The sequence below is a fragment of the Microbulbifer maximicatervae (SeqCode) genome, from assembly GCF_052467615.1.
This window is the reverse complement of the sequence record NZ_CP174319.1, coordinates 2700064-2715013: the sequence shown is the minus strand read 5'-3', so window position 1 is coordinate 2715013 and position 14950 is coordinate 2700064. Positions and strand designations below refer to the sequence as shown.

At 49.7% G+C, this 14950-nt stretch carries 15 protein-coding genes; all 15 read left to right on the top strand.

The features are described from left to right. Window position 1 precedes the first annotated feature (1 nt). The 15 genes from ACJJIM_RS12055 (at window position 2) to ACJJIM_RS11985 (ending at window position 14948) form a co-directional block, all read left to right on the top strand. On the top strand, window positions 2-2038 hold the full coding sequence (locus ACJJIM_RS12055; protein WP_444911055.1) for a ClpP-like prohead protease/major capsid protein fusion protein: 2037 nt from the start codon (window positions 2-4) through the stop codon (window positions 2036-2038). Between the two features lie 93 nt (window positions 2039-2131). Then, window positions 2132-2503 (top strand): capsid cement protein, encoded by a 372-nt coding sequence (locus tag ACJJIM_RS12050; protein WP_444911054.1) that lies wholly within the window; start codon window positions 2132-2134, stop codon window positions 2501-2503. A gap of 7 nt (window positions 2504-2510) precedes the next feature. Continuing rightward, complete coding sequence (locus tag ACJJIM_RS12045) at window positions 2511-2807, top strand: head-tail joining protein (protein WP_444911053.1); 297 nt, start codon at window positions 2511-2513, stop codon at window positions 2805-2807. A gap of 297 nt (window positions 2808-3104) precedes the next feature. Beyond that, window positions 3105-3380: a hypothetical protein gene (locus tag ACJJIM_RS12040; RefSeq protein WP_444896937.1), complete on the top strand. Its 276-nt coding sequence runs from the start codon at window positions 3105-3107 to the stop codon at window positions 3378-3380. 125 nt (window positions 3381-3505) lie between these two features. Beyond that, entirely contained in the window at window positions 3506-3973 is a 468-nt protein-coding gene (locus ACJJIM_RS12035) for an ankyrin repeat domain-containing protein (RefSeq protein WP_444911052.1), read from the top strand. A gap of 442 nt (window positions 3974-4415) precedes the next feature. Then, complete coding sequence (locus ACJJIM_RS12030; RefSeq protein ID WP_444911051.1) at window positions 4416-4874, top strand: hypothetical protein; 459 nt, start codon at window positions 4416-4418, stop codon at window positions 4872-4874. Between the two features lie 89 nt (window positions 4875-4963). Beyond that, window positions 4964-5425, top strand: a complete 462-nt coding sequence (locus ACJJIM_RS12025) for a hypothetical protein (protein WP_413662487.1) — start codon at window positions 4964-4966, stop codon at window positions 5423-5425. Window positions 5426-5480: 55 nt separating this feature from the next. Next, a complete protein-coding gene (locus tag ACJJIM_RS12020) occupies window positions 5481-5894 on the top strand; it encodes a hypothetical protein (RefSeq protein ID WP_444911050.1) in 414 nt (137 codons plus the stop codon). Window positions 5895-6085: 191 nt separating this feature from the next. Continuing rightward, window positions 6086-6493: a hypothetical protein gene (locus ACJJIM_RS12015; RefSeq protein WP_444911049.1), complete on the top strand. Its 408-nt coding sequence runs from the start codon at window positions 6086-6088 to the stop codon at window positions 6491-6493. Window positions 6494-6519: 26 nt separating this feature from the next. Beyond that, on the top strand, window positions 6520-6933 hold the full coding sequence (locus tag ACJJIM_RS12010; protein ID WP_444911048.1) for a phage tail tube protein: 414 nt from the start codon (window positions 6520-6522) through the stop codon (window positions 6931-6933). Window positions 6934-6935: 2 nt separating this feature from the next. Further along, window positions 6936-7361, top strand: a complete 426-nt coding sequence (locus tag ACJJIM_RS12005) for a hypothetical protein (protein ID WP_444911047.1) — start codon at window positions 6936-6938, stop codon at window positions 7359-7361. After that, window positions 7361-7627, top strand: a complete 267-nt coding sequence (locus tag ACJJIM_RS12000; protein WP_444907878.1) for a hypothetical protein — start codon at window positions 7361-7363, stop codon at window positions 7625-7627. The genes ACJJIM_RS12005 and ACJJIM_RS12000 overlap by 1 nt, the downstream gene beginning before the upstream one ends. 3 nt (window positions 7628-7630) lie before the next feature. Continuing rightward, window positions 7631-9841 (top strand): phage tail length tape measure family protein, encoded by a 2211-nt coding sequence (locus tag ACJJIM_RS11995; protein WP_444911046.1) that lies wholly within the window; start codon window positions 7631-7633, stop codon window positions 9839-9841. Between the two features lie 11 nt (window positions 9842-9852). Continuing rightward, on the top strand, window positions 9853-10248 hold the full coding sequence (locus tag ACJJIM_RS11990; protein ID WP_444911045.1) for a hypothetical protein: 396 nt from the start codon (window positions 9853-9855) through the stop codon (window positions 10246-10248). A gap of 2 nt (window positions 10249-10250) precedes the next feature. Next, window positions 10251-14948 carry a hypothetical protein gene (locus ACJJIM_RS11985; protein ID WP_444911044.1) on the top strand — a complete coding sequence of 1566 codons (4698 nt, stop codon included), beginning with the start codon at window positions 10251-10253 and terminating at the stop codon, window positions 14946-14948. Window positions 14949-14950 lie beyond the last annotated feature (2 nt).

The window sequence follows — 14950 nt, the reverse complement described above, 5'->3', positions numbered from 1 at the left end:
CATGCCGAATAAATCCTGGTACAGCATCACCGCTGCCGCCAATACCAGTGAAGCCGATATCTATTTGTACGATTACATCGGCTACTGGGATATGACTGCCAAGGACTTTGCTCGAGACCTCAAAGCTCTCGGTGATGTCAGCAAGATCAATCTGCATATCAACTGCCCCGGCGGCGATGTGTTCGACGGCACGGCTATTTACAACCTGCTCAAAGATCACAAGGCCGAAGTGGAAACCTGGATTGAAGGCATCGCAGCCAGTATGGGCAGTGTGATCGCCCTCGCCGGGGATAGGGTCCATATTGCCGAAAATGCCTATTACATGGTGCACAACCCCAGTGCCGGTGTTCGCGGTGACGAGCGCGCTCTGGAAAAAACCAAGAGCCTGCTGGCCAAAGTCAAAACCACCATGAAAAGCCTGTACTCCTCCCGCACCGGAATGTCCGATGAGGACATCAGCCAAGTGATGGATGACGAGACTTGGTATACCGGTGCCGAAGCCGTAGAGGCCGGCTTCGCCACCGATACCACCGCAGCCATCGAGATGGCTGCCAGTTTCAGTGCCGATCACTTAAACCAATTTAAAAACACTCCTCAAGCCATTAACGCATTGGTCATGCAGGGGCCCACTGAATTTAGATTCCCGTCTGCGGTTGCAGGCAATCCAACCCAAACCAAGGAAGCGCAAGCCATGCCTAAAACTACCTCCACCACGCCAGCTGCAACCGCTGCGCCCGAGGTTACTCCAGAAATGAAAGCGCAGATCGAAGCCAGTGCCAAAGCCCAATTTGCCGCCGATGAGAAAAAACGCAAAGGCGATATCACGGCCGTATTTAAAGGCTTCGACGCGCATAGTGTTGTGATGCAGGAATGTCTCAATGATATGGACTGCACCGCCGAAAAAGCCAAAGACAAACTGCTCACAGCCCTCGGCAGCCAAACCCCAACCCCCGTGCAAAGCTATAGCGTAGTAGTGCAGGAAGGTGAAGGCATTAAGCGCATGAAAGCTGATGCGGAAAATGCCATTGCTGTACGTGCCCTCGGTGAAAAACGCACAGAGGGCAATGAACTCAGCGGCTACACCATGATGGAGATTGCCCGGATTTTGATGCAGGCCCACGGCCAAAGCTTGTCCGGACTCGACAGAATGGGTGTGGTTGCCGCAGCCTTTACCCATAGCTCGGGTGACTTCGCAACGGTACTCGGCAATATCGCCAATAAATCCATGCTGAAGGGCTATGAAGAAGCACAGGAAATCTTCCCGCGCTTTACCAGTGTCGGCAACCTCAGTGACTTTAAACTCACCACCCGCACGGACCTGGGCAGCTTCCCCTCACTGCGCCAAGTCGCACCGGGGGCAGAATTTAAATATGTGAGTATCGGCGAACGGGCCGAGACCGCCGCACTGGCGACATACGGGGAACTCTTCTCCATTAACCGCCAAGCCATTATTAATGACGACCTGGGGGCCTTTACCCGAATCCCGCAAAAGATGGGCCTCGCCGCCGTGCGTACCGTGGGGGATCTGGTATTCAGCATCCTGCTCAACAACCCCAAAATGGCAGATGGAAAAGCCCTGTTCCATGCGGATCATGGCAACCTAGCCAGCGCCGCTCTAATCAATACCGCCAGCATCGATGCCGCACGGGTGAAGATGGGCAAGCAAAAGGATGGCAGCGCAGTGCTCAATATCCGGCCCAAGTTCCTGCTCTGTGATATTGCCGACGAGGGCAGCGCAAAGGTTGCTCTGGAATCCGAATTCGAAGTGGACGAATCCACTAAAAACAACACCACTCCAAACAGCGTGCGCAATATTGCCGAAGTGCTCTCTGATGCGCGCCTTAGCGGACACAACGGCTGGTACCTCAATGCCGACCCGGTAGTGCACGACACCATCGAAGTGCTCTATCTGGATGGTCAGCAGGCCCCGGTGTTAGAAGAGCAAAATGGCTGGAGCGTAGACGGGGTGGAATTCAAAGTCCGCCTGGATGCCGCCGCCAAAGCCTGGGATGCAAAAGGCATGGTGAAAACACCCTAGACCTAACCCCAACCCCAACTGAAATTAAACCGGAAAGGGCCGCATCGCGCGGCCTTTTTTATTTCTACTGCTTTATCCACTGAGAAAAATATTATGGCTACGAATTTTGTACAAGATGGGCGCATGCTGGATTTCACCAACAACACCAGCGCAGCGATTACTTCCGGCCAGGTGGTAATCGCAGGTGCCGTCCTGGGTGTCGCGATGGACGATATCGCCGTGGGCGCCTCCGGGGTGATTGCCATTGATGGCGTATTCACCGTGCCCAAGGTATCCGCCGCAGAGATCAATCAGGGCGAAACCCTCACCTGGGTGGTCGCCTCCAGCTCATTTGATAGTAATGCAGCCACCGCAGCCACTGGCGATATCACCGGCTCCACCGCCTTCGCCGCAGAGGCTGCCGGGAATGGCGTAACCAGTTTTGCCGTGAAGTTTACCGGCGTACCTGGCACTGTTAAATCCTAGGTGAACCATGGACCTGGACCAGAGAGCCGCAGAGCGCGCGTTTCGCAAATGGGGCAAGGCCGCTACCTATACCGATGGTAGCGGTGCTGAGCCTATAGATTGCAAGGTGATCTTTGAGCAGGAGATCGACGAGTTCGCAGAGGAGGAGCGGCTGCGGGTAGCGCGTATTGAGTTGAGTTTGCTGGTGAGTGAAGTGGGTGCTTACAACTCAGAGGCGGTGATTACGCTGGGTGGTGTGGAGTATAGGGTGCGTAAGCGGCTGGGAGATGATGGGGTTGTTTGGCGGGTGCTGGTGGATGTGTAGCCTTAGTGGGTAGGTCAGCACAGGATTTATGATCATTGTGACTGTTATTTTTTTGAGTTGCTCATAATTACGAATAAATGCCTTAAAATCAGTGGGTTAAAGGGACGGTTAAAAATGGGGATAGTGGTCAAGTTGATCATTTTTCTAGATGGGCCGGTAGTGCCAAATGATCGTAATCTATTGATTTAGTGGAAGAAGATGGCGTGTTGGCGTAAATTTGTATCAGAAATAGTAGTCAAAATAATAGTGGTCATGATGACCACTATATAAATGTTATGCACTTGAAAAGGATTGAGCATGTCCAAGAAAATGGAAGCTAATGAACTAGAAAGCTTAGAAGTTAATGGCGTCGGTCAAGTTACTCCAGGCATGCAACTAGAACACCCTGTTTTTGGTTTGGGTCAAGTAGAAGCAATCTTTCAGTTTGTTAAGTCTGACGACATAACAATACGCATAAATTTCGAAAAGCATGGTTCAAAGGCATTGGCACCAGAGTATGCAAATCTCTCATTGCCAAAAGCTAAAACACAAGAATCCTCACTTATCTCTAAGCTATTTGGGCGGGGCAAATAAATGCATAACAAGCGCAGCCATGCTCGCCCTTCGGGCTGGACCTCCGTATATTGTCACGTTTTGCGCGGGGCGCAAAAAGCGCCAATATACTCCGGCCCATGCTGCGGGCGTTATGCGGTAAGAATATGAAGAAAATTTTAACTGTCAGCTTTATATCGCTCCTTCTAATTTCCTGCGGGAAAAGTGAGTTACATGAAGCATCCAAACAGAATGATGTAGAAAGGATATCAGCGCTGATTCAAGATGGAGCGGATACAAGTGTAGAGCATATGTCTTGGGGAACTCCATTACATACAGCTTCGGAGCACGGTAACATTGAGGCCATCAATATTCTTCTTGATGCAGGTGTCGACATCAACAAAAAATCCGGTGTACATGGCTATACACCGCTACATCGAACAATGGGTAGGTGGAACCTTGACGCAACAAAAGTTTTGTTGATACGAGGCGCAGACCACAAAATAGAAGATGATAAAGGCCGAACGGTAGAAGATCTTATTAGGCAATATGGTCCTGCCGAGCTGGGTGATAAAAAGACATCTGAGATACTCCGTACTTATAAAAATTTAGTCGTCCAGCATGGTGGCGCATAACAAGTTACTGCACGCGGAAAAATTATTCGTTGCGCTCCCAATTTTCCGGTGAGTAAGGCGTTATTGTGGCGGTCGGCTTTATTGATTTTTCGTAGTAACTGAAGCTTTAGTGCCACTAAATAGCACCTGGCATTGAGAAATTTTACTGGTTGTTATTCAGGCAGTTTCACTCCTAGAGCGTTCGCTCAGGTACTGTAAAAAGAGGCAGTTCGCTGTAATTTCGCGGGTTTCCAGTAAGATAGGAATTGGTTGGGGAAGTGCGGTATTCTTTCCTCGTAAATATTGGGCAGCGGCCAGCCAAACTATGGCTGGCAAAGTGCTAGTAGTCGGTCCCGAGGCGCCAGCCATAACCAGGCTAGTCAAGCTCGCCCAATCCCTTCGGGGCTGGGCTGGACAGCCTACGCGTTGCTTCGGCTGCCCTTGCTAGCGGCGTTAGAAATATATGAAATTTATACCAATAACACTAATTCTAGTTCTCCTAAGTGATGCGGTATTTTCTGTAGATCTATCAGCTCTTGTAACACCTATATCTGTCAAGTCTTCGAACTATTCTGAAGGTGAGACATGCGCCCCGGAAGATGAGTGTATGCAAATGGGTTGGTGGAGAGAGTATGAGGTTACAAACATTAAGCCAATCTATGGCTCTATAGATGAAAAGACCATTTCGGTATTACTATTTAGCCACTCAAATTGGTATTACGAAGAAAAAGATCAAATGCAGTGGTATGTAGAGCTGGAACGTATGCCGGAAGCAAAAAACAAATTTATAGTGATAAATTGGTCTATCGAGCAGTCTATCATCTGCGTGGGTCATAAGATCGACAATTACGATGTTGTTGCGCTTTCTAGTTCGGAAGGTACGCAGTTTTGCTACGATACTTATGATTTTGGTGGAGAATAGAATTTCTAACAAAGCCATCAAAAACGCGCCCGTTGGGCGCTGGACTCGCAACAAGTTGCTCGCCTGTGCGGCAGGCGTTATGTTTACTTATGAATAAAGTTCTTCTCGTGATTTCAAGCTTCCTCTCGGTTAGCTGTTTTGCTGTCGAAGTGCCCAATCCATGCCCTAGCCGAGTAGAAGGTACTGAGCATGGGTATAAAATGGATATAGACGCTTACTCAATAAAGAGTGAATTTGATGGCGAGCTTTATTATGTATCTATCTCCTTGCCTCAAAAATACAACTCAAGAGATTTGAGTAGTATTAATCTGTATAAAAAAGAACAAGGAAGGGTTAAGCTAGCGTCAGGGCTAGCCTTAGAAAGCGAAAGAGGTTTTTCCAAAGCATACTTTTATGCAGCTCCATCTGAAATTGAAACACTAAGCATTAGCGCTGTATATTTTTCTTACTATGAGTGTCAAGGAAAGTTAGTTTGGGACACAATGAGAGGGTATGACCTACCCATAAACATAACAAGGCGCTCAATGTCGCCTTCGGCGGGACAGCCTTAAGCGTGGCTTCGCCACAAGGCTGTCCATTACCTTGGCGTTAAGGTTCCGAATAGAAATGAGGAAATTTATAAGCTTACTGTTTATGTTTTCCGTTCCTACAGCTTATTGCTGGGAGTGCCCAGAAAACCCTTTTGACTTAGAGGAAAATTGGGATATTCGAAATCAAGTATTTGTGGCGCAAGTCATGAAGGGAACTTACGCTCCAGAAAACCCAATTGAGACATTTAGCTATGAATTGAGAATTACAGCTAAGCTAAAAGGGGAAGTAGCTGATAATCTTATGTTATACGGCGATTCAAGCTCGCGCTCTCTTGAGCTGTCTGGGGAGTATATATTTTTCATGGATAATAAAATGATGAGTTTATGTACACTAGTATTCCCTTTTAGCTTTTCCTGGGCTGAGAGAAATGACATTCGGGAGGCGGAATATGTCCGTAAAGTTATCAAACTTAGTGGGTACCAACCCTAACGAGTACAAGCAGGTTGCAACGGGCTTATGGCCCTTCGCAGGACGGCCTACGCTATGCTCCAGTCGCCCCAGTTGTAGTCGTTAGATTTTAAAATTGTACATTGATTTGTAGCGTTCTTTGCTCCGCAAATAGACACCCAAACCCGCACCGGCGGGTTTTTTTATGCCCAAAATTCAAGGAGTGATCCCCAATGACCCAACGCATAACAATTCGCGATGCCGTGCTAAACAAACTGAAAACTCTATCGGGCTATACATTCCCGCCTCCTGGCACCACAGAAGAAATTGAATCAAAAAAACTGCCGGCGATTGTTGTGGGCTTTGCAACTGAGAACACCGAACACGAAATGCATGGCGGTACCGAGCGGCAACTGGATCTGACGGTTGCTGCGGTAGTGAAAACTAGCGGTGATGTATATGCCGCGTTAGACCAGGCAGCAGCAGATATTGAAAGGGCTTTGCAGGATGCTTCTCTGGAGGACGTGTGTGATTTGTTCCTGCTCAGCCAAACCGAGTTTGCGCTGGACCAGGATCACCCATTAGGTGAAGTGCGCCTGACGTATGGCGCCAAGTATTCCACTGAACCTACAGATTTTTAACGAAACAACCCGATGAGATCATAACTATGGCACAAGGTTACAAAACCAAGTTTTATCGCAGTGATGATGGTAGCTCCTATTCACAGGTGGCGGGCATGTTGGATCTTGAACCCGGTGAAGAGTCCCGCGGTTCTGTCGACATGACCCCGATTGATGGCACCAGCGGCTATATGGACTATGACCCCTCCGGCTTGCGGGATGCCGGCGAGGTTTCCATTACTTTGATCTGGAAAGAAACCGACAGCGGCCAGCAGGCACTGCGTGCAGATTACGACTCCGATACCAATAAGCATTACAAGGTTGAATACCCAGAAGGTACCACCGTCGAGTTTCTTGGACATATTACCGGCTGGGGTAAGGCGGTACCTAAGGATGACAAGATTACTCGCACGGTTAAATTCAAGATCTCAGGTAAGCCTTCGGTAACTGCAGGTAGCTAACCATGAATTTAGTTCCAGCCCCTATTTTAAAGTCTGAAACAGTGCTTTTTGGTGAGCAAGAAGTTGAGCTATTTGAGCTGAGTGCTTACCACCGCTGTGAATACCTGCAGAAAACTACCGAGGACATCCCCCTACCGCAAGGTGACGATGTTCCAAAAACTGAACTGGAATCCTTTGGCCAGCTCTGGGCTTTTCGTGCTGGGGAAGTTAGCAATAAATTATTGCTGATTGCCTACGCAATTTGGATGAAGCCGGACTGTCAGGATTCGGTGGAGCAGATTCATCAGGGGCTTATCCGCAGTATTACTCCTGAATTGATCGATGTGCTCTATGTGCCTGCAGCTAAGCTATCCGGCCTTTTTGTAGAGATACCCGATGAGGGTGAGGGTAGCAATACGGAAGGTGAGGACAGCGAAAAAAAAGGCTAGTGCCGGGTTTCTACTTTGCCCGGCAGCTCGCGCGGGATTTTAATCGCCCTGACTATTTCAACATGTTGCGCTCGATGAGTTCTACCGAGTTTGATCACTGGTATGAATTCCACTCCGAGCGGCCCTTACAGACCGAAGTCCAGCAATGGCAACTCGCCCATATCGCCGCTGGCACCTTGGGAGGCAAAGTCTCTCAATACCTACCTCAGACGCACAAACCTAAAACCGTGCAGCAGCAAATCGCAATCTGGAACTCCATGAGTTGAGCAATGGCTAAACAAACATCCATGGCCACGATGGTGGCCAACTTGGAGCTGCGCTCCACTCAATATAAGCGGGAGATGGACCAAGCTACTGCACGCAATAAAAAGCTAACCCGAGAACTGAAGTCCACCAGTTCAGCGGGGGATATGTTTGGCCGTTCCATGCGCGGAGCTGCACAGGGTGTCGCCGCTATCGATGGTCCCTTGGGGGGTGTTTCTGGTCGAGTCGGTGCGCTTAATGGATTGCTTACCAGTGGGAACTTGGCATGGGCGACTTTTGGTGTCGCGATCGCTGGTGTCACAGCCGTGATGTACAAAAGTATTCGTGCTGGTGAAGAAATGGAGCGGGGTCAGCTCAAGATTGAGGCACTGCTGAAGGCGACCGGTAGTGCCAGTGGTCGAACTGCAGAGCAGCTGGATGAACAAGCCCGTTCAGTGGCCCGCGCAACCCTGGCTAGTGTTACTGGTATCCGTGAAGCTCAGGGCATATTGCTCACCTTTAAAGGTGTTCAAGGCCCGGTATTCGATGATGCTATTCGCCTCAGCCAGGATATGGCAGCGGTGATGGGAGGCGATGCAAAGAACGCGGCACTTCAGTTAGGTAAAGCGTTAGAGGAACCCTCAACCGGAATCACCGCACTGAAGCGTGCCGGTGTCAGTTTCACGGCTGCAGAAAAGGAGCAGATCAGGACTCTGGAGCAATCGGGACGTGTCGCCGAAGCTCAGCGCATGATTCTGTTAAAGCTTGAGCAGCAGGTGGGCGGTGCCGGTGCTGCTGAAGCGGGTGGCCTCACCGGTGCAACAGACTCTCTTGGACAGGCCTGGGAAGAGTTTCTGGAAGGCCTCAGTCAAACAAGTGGCTCGACCAGTATGGCCACTGTAGGGGTTAATAAGTTGACCGAGGCGGTGAATACCTTGCGGCGAGGTATTGCAGCCACCGACGAAGAAAAGCAGCGCAATCAGTTTGCTGAACTGCATAAGCAGTATGTTTGGCATCAGCAGATGCTGGCCAAGGCAGAAGCCGAAGGCATTCAGGTTCAGATCGAAATCCACCGCAACAGATCTGACATGATACGCGGCCAACTTGCTGAGCTACAGAGTGAACAAATAGCCGCGCAAAAAAAGCGGCAGGATGAAGAGAGGAGAGCTGAAGAAGCCGCGGCAGCTGCGAGAGAGCAATCTGAGCGTGATCGTATAGCTCAGCAGCGTGCAATGGCAGAGGAGGCGGGCACTGCTCAGTTAATGCAACTGGATCAGTTCCTAGCCAATCAACAAGGCAAAATAAAGCTGGATCATGAACAGCGACTCCAACAAATAGCTGGGTTGCAAATTGCCGAGGAAGAGCTTACCAGGCGAGGCTTTGAATCCATTGAGGCACTTCGTACTGAATACGCTGAGCGTGAGAAAGAGCGCTTCCAATTGGCCATGGCTGAAGAGCAGGCACGCACAGCCAATGGTGAAGGCGAAGAGGGGCTGATCGGTGAGGATGGTTTAACTGAAGCAGAACGCCAACGCATGGTTGCCCGCTTGGAGACGTTGCAGCTTTCCTGGCTTACCGAAATGGAACAGCTGCAGGTACAACAAGATGAAGAAATGGCACTGCTGGATCAGGCATTCGCCAGCAAATTAATTGCGCACGATACCTATGAGCGCAATCTCACCCTTTTAGAAAACAAACATCGAAAGCAGCGTGAGAAGTTCGAGAAGGCATCCAATAAAAGCAGACTTCAACTGTTTGTTACTGGAGCTAGCCAAGTGCTATCTGCAGCAGCGGCCTATAACCAAAAAGCTGCGAAAGCGGAGATGGCAATGGCCGTTTTCTCTACCGGGGTTTCCCTTGTAAAAAATATCGCAAAAGCTTCTGAAATTGGATACCCGCAAAATATTCCCATGATTGCCGGCGCTATTGGCCAGGGTATTCAAATCGCTGGGATGCTGTCTGATTTGCAGGCGCCCAGCGGCGTTTCAGGCAGTGCTGCCGCACCCAGTATTAGCACAACGGGTTCAGCCGTAGAGAGCCCTGGTGTGTCTGGTATTGATGAGGTAGTCGAAGGGGAATCGCAACAGCCAGCTTCTCAAGTGATTATCCAGATTCAGGGAGATGTCGTTGGCGATAGCGGTGAACGATTTATAGAAGAAATTCAAACCAAGATGAGTGAGGGAGAACTGGTTCTGTTCGATAAGAACAGCCGTCAAGCTCTAGAGCTTACTGGATAAAGGAGTAGCTCATGCTGATTCAATACACACCAACTCGCTCACTAGTTGGTGATGGTAGTGACTTCCAGATTGAAGCGAAGTTGAAGCGCTATGACAGCAGTGACCGGCTTGAAGGTAAAGAACATAAAGCGCTCAGTGGGCAAAGCGAGTACACGGTCTATCGCATTGAAGAGGAATATGTTTGCCAGACAGTGCCTATCAAAGTTACTAGCGCAGAATTAGCGCGCTGGCGTGAGTTCAAAAGAAGCTGCGCATTCGGTGAGTTCTTTACTTTCGATGCCTACGGTACGACAGCGCTTGCTGATGATCCCCAGCAAGTACAACTCAAATTTAAATCCTTCAAAGAAAAGCGGCAGAAAGATGGTCGCTTTATCTTCTCGTTTACCACAGTTCAAGTGATTGCTTAATTATGCGCAACAACTCTGAGACATTTGATATATACAACCAGGCACCGCAACGGCAATTACGTTTGGTGGTTGAAATTGGTTATGACATACCACTCTATATCAGTAGTCATACGGATATTCCCGGGCTTCCTGCGAATGCGATTCTTGGGACCTTAAAGAAGTGCAGTTCCACCAGCCAAAAAATTATTCCTGAGCAGGGGTTGGCACAGATAGGAGCAATCTCCTTTGAAGTGGTTGATATCGCCGCTCAGTTGTCCTATGTACTGCGTGATGAGCTGGAGCAGGGGCGCGGTATTAAGGGAAGTACAGTCCGCTTATATCAAGGTTTTGCTGGCCTTGCTTGGGAGGATTTTAGGCTTGAGCAGACTCAGATTGCTGAGGAGTCTATTTCTTACACGAACGGTATTTACCGTGTGCGTTGCCGGGATATTCAGCGGGAAATGCGCAGTGATATTTTTGTACTTAACAGTACGCGCTTATCTGCAGACTTCTCTAAATCTGACGTTACCCTACAAGTTTACGATGCAAGCAGCTTCGAACCAAACCCGCACACCTCAGCCTATGGCGATGCCCCGAATCAATCAGTTTATTACCTGAAAATTAAGTATCAGGATGGTTTCGAAATTGTTCGGGCTACCGGTAAAACCGATAGTAGCTTTACTGGCTGTACTCGAGGCCTATTCGGTACCTATGCCCGTGACCATATACTCCCAGAAGACAGCGATGATGAAAGCGGGGTAGAAGTAGAAGAGTTTGTCTACCTGGAAGGTCCAGGCCCTCAGCTGGCGTATGCGCTCCTTACTGGCGCTATCTTAGGTACCGATGATGCACTGCCCAGCAATTGGCATCTAGGGATAGATCCTAACTATGTGGTCCTCGATCAATTCGAAAATATAGGTTCAGACTGGTACAAGCCCAGCGACCACTCCAAAGGTAAGATTTTAAGATTCGACGGACTCGAAGAAACGGATGGCAAGAAGTTTATCGAGACTGAAATCAATCTGCTGCTCGGTGCATTTATGCCAGTTAATGCTGCCGGCCAGTTGGGGTTTCGTCGTATGGCTGGAGTACTCGCCGACTCTGGAAGTGTAGCGACAATTGGTCCTGATGATGTTACCAGCCTTGGTGAGCTGAAATATAGCTTGGCGGGTGTGCGGAATGTATTTTCGGTTGAATGGAGTTGGTTTGAGCAGCCTGGATTTGATGGCAAGTATCTGCGTACAAACCACGTACTTGATGCTGATTCAATCGCTGTTCATGGTGAGGCAAAACAGCATACTTTGGCATTTAGAGGGCTCCATAATTCACGCCACACCTACACTACGATTAAAAACACTTTTGATGCGCTTAGGGATCGCTTTGCCGGCCCTCCATTGAGCCTGCGCTTGGGATTACTGCCCAGTAAAAACGATCTGGAAGTGGGGGATATCGTACGGGTGAGCTTACCGCAGCTGCGTGATCACTCGATTCGTGGTGATAGGCCCTACGATTTTAATTTCGCCAGTGATAATGAAGGCTGGATACCTCGTGATGGTATTACCACCTCCATTGTGAATGATGGAGTGCTGGCGATTAATGTCGTTGGTGAGAATCCCTGGATTAGCCGCAGTTTCTCCCCCACTTTTCCGGGTGCAGATCTGCCCTATCTGAAATTGCGCATTCGTCGCACCAGTGATGAGCCGATCGCTGCAGGTACAGGCAGTAAACTGTTTTTCAAACACACCGGAAGTAGCAGTTATTTTTCAGCGGGCGCGGATGAAATGCTCGATCTCATCGAGCGCATGAACAGTGTTAAAGATGAGTGGCAAGAATTTGTATTGGATCTATCCCAGGAGGACGACTGGACCGGCGGTGATATCGAGCTAATCCGCATCGATATAGGCCATGACCACACTGCAGACTATAGCTATGAGCTGGATTACATCCGGCTACTTCCTGCTTTAGGGATGGATGAATACAGCTTAGATCGGGCTATGGAGGTTCAGAGAGTCAGTATTAACCAAGTGACGGGCGCGGTCAGTGTTGACCTGTTCGGAAGCTACCAACCTGCCGGCATGATTGCCGATCAATCCGAAAGCACCAGCGCTGAATTGCCAGATGAGTGGTATGAGAGTGAGGGTACTGCAATGGCGGCTGCCGGCCTCAGCATTGATGCCAGCGGTTTTTTAAGTGCCGACGGCCTATTAACTGGCGACACTAACAGCCGAGTGATTTATTTCCATGCCGGTGACCTCACAATTCCAGCAGAGCGAACCCTTTCTGTTAGTGACAATGTAGAGCTTCGTATTCGCGGCGTATTGCAGGTAGAGGGAGAATTGATTGGTATACCTGGCAACAAAAGCAGGGGGTTTCTGGGGTCGTGTCGCGGGGGCTCTGGTGAGATGTCAGGCGTATCTGCTTCAGCCCCAACGACTTCTGCTTGCAGTGGCGAGCTGGTTGTTGGTCGCAACGAAGTAATGCCGCAGCTTAATATTGAAAACTATGGTGGCGAATTGCAGGGCATTCCTGATGATCTGCGTGGTAGTGGCGGAGCGGAGGGAGGCAAATCCTATCACTATCAACCTGGGGATTGGGCCTATGACCCCAGCGGTTTAGGCGGTGCTGGAGGAGGCGGCGGTGCGGGGATAGTAGCTATTGCCCGGGGCATTGCATTTGGAGTCAGCGGCAAAATTGATAGCTCTGGCGGAGATGGGATTCCAGGCACGAAATTATCCGGCTCCCCGGGTAATTACGGTGGAAGTGGTGGCGGCGGTGCACCGGGTGGAGTTGTTCTTTTAGTGGACGGCACTGATAACCCGATGCCGGTGCTTACCAATAGCAAAATTATTGCTTGCTATGGCGACAGCCCGGATAGCCCAGGGCGTGCCGGGCTAGGGGGGACCTGTCTCGGTACTAACGCCGTGCGCTTGCTGTTTGTACCGAAATCGCGTGTAGCCTATCCAGACCACGGAGATCCCGCACTCGACCCCGACGTTAAAGCCGCCCTGGATGCCGCCGATACTGCTCAGGCCTCTGCTGAAGCTGCACAGGCAGATGCTGATGCGGCCCTGGATGATCTGGCTAGTATTGCCGCTGATGGAATCCTGCATCCCACAGAAAAGCTCCAGGTGATTCGTGAATATAGCCAGCTCATTGCCGAGCAGGCTGGGATAGAAACCCAGGCTAACGAATACGGTATTACCGATGAGAAAACCGATTACACAGCAGCAATTAGCGCTCTGGCCAGCTACCTTAACGGGCTCACGCCAACCTGGAATGATGCAACCGCGAGCACCCCGATAAGTCGGAGTATTTGGGAGGCAAACTGGGAGTATGTTTATGAGCAGCGTCAGGCATTGCTAAGAAAAGTTTCAGAGCGTGCTGCAGAAGGGGCGCGCCTCGCAGGATTAGGCAACAACCTTTTGCCTGGCAGTTTGTCTGTATTTTCTGGATATGCCTTGCCCCCATTTTTTGGAGGCTCCAGATACAGCTTATCAGTGGCAACGGTAACCTCCCCACCGAACTCGCGATGCTTGCAAGTCGATTTTACTGGCTCTACAGGCCAGGGGATGTGGCTTGATTTTCGTCACTATGAAGGCCAACGAGTTTTTGAAGTGGAGGAGGGCAAAACCTACATCATCTCTGCTTGGAGCCGGACAAAAACTCAAACGATGGATGTGAGAATTGAACTGCGTAATGCCGATGACGAGAATTCTCATTTTGGCTACTCGCCATACTTATCCTACGGTTATTGGTTTTCCCGTCGTAGCTGGACTGTGACTGCTACTGGTTCCGGATTTTGTTATCTGAGAGTGGCAGCGGTCAATTTAGATGCAGAGGAATACTTACGTTTTGATTGCTTAATGATTGAAGAGGCAATTGGAAACCAGACCAAGCCAAGTAGTTATTCTCGGCCTAGTGGAGGGTATACCGACCCTGAAACTGGAATGATATTTGACCAGCGTGGCCTACCTCAAAATATTGGTAGCGTCGCGAGCTTGCCCACCAGTAGTACGGTGCTATCAGGATCCGATAATGGCTCGTCCGCAAAAATAACGATTTCTGCCCATACCGTTCAGTATGCGGGATTTACGGTTAGCTATAACAGCGGATCTATTACCGGGCTAAATTTTTCAACTACATACTATGTTTACGTGAATGACGCCGACTATACCGGTGGTGGGGTCACTTATTACGCAACCACGGAAATTTGGCAGCTTGCGGCCGGGATTGGCCGTAGAGCAATAGGTACTATCACTACTCCTGCCGATGGTGGGGGAACGACAACCCCGCCAGATCCCTTTTGCGTGGACTATGACACAGTTTTGTCGGATGGACGCTACGTGCGAGATCTCCAGCCTGGTGATTTGGTTGAGTGCATCGATATGCATACTGGTGAACGCGGGGAATTTCCATTGCGTGCAATGGGCGAAGGTGAGGAAGAGTGTTATAGCCTGCGCACTCCCGAAGGGGCAGAGATATGGCAGTCAAAGTCCACCCCTATGGATTTACCGGATGGTTCAATGGTGCGTACCTCAGAAATGCTAGGCAAACCGGTTTACGTGCTTAGCAATGGTGTCACGCAACTGTCTGTGGTTTCAGTGCTGCAAAAGCTAAGTGTGCGCCGTGTGTTAAAGCCCGATTTGGGCAATCGCATGTTTTTTGCCGGCCGTAAGTCTGATCTAACTATTGCTACCCATAACGCAACTTATAAACCCTAAGG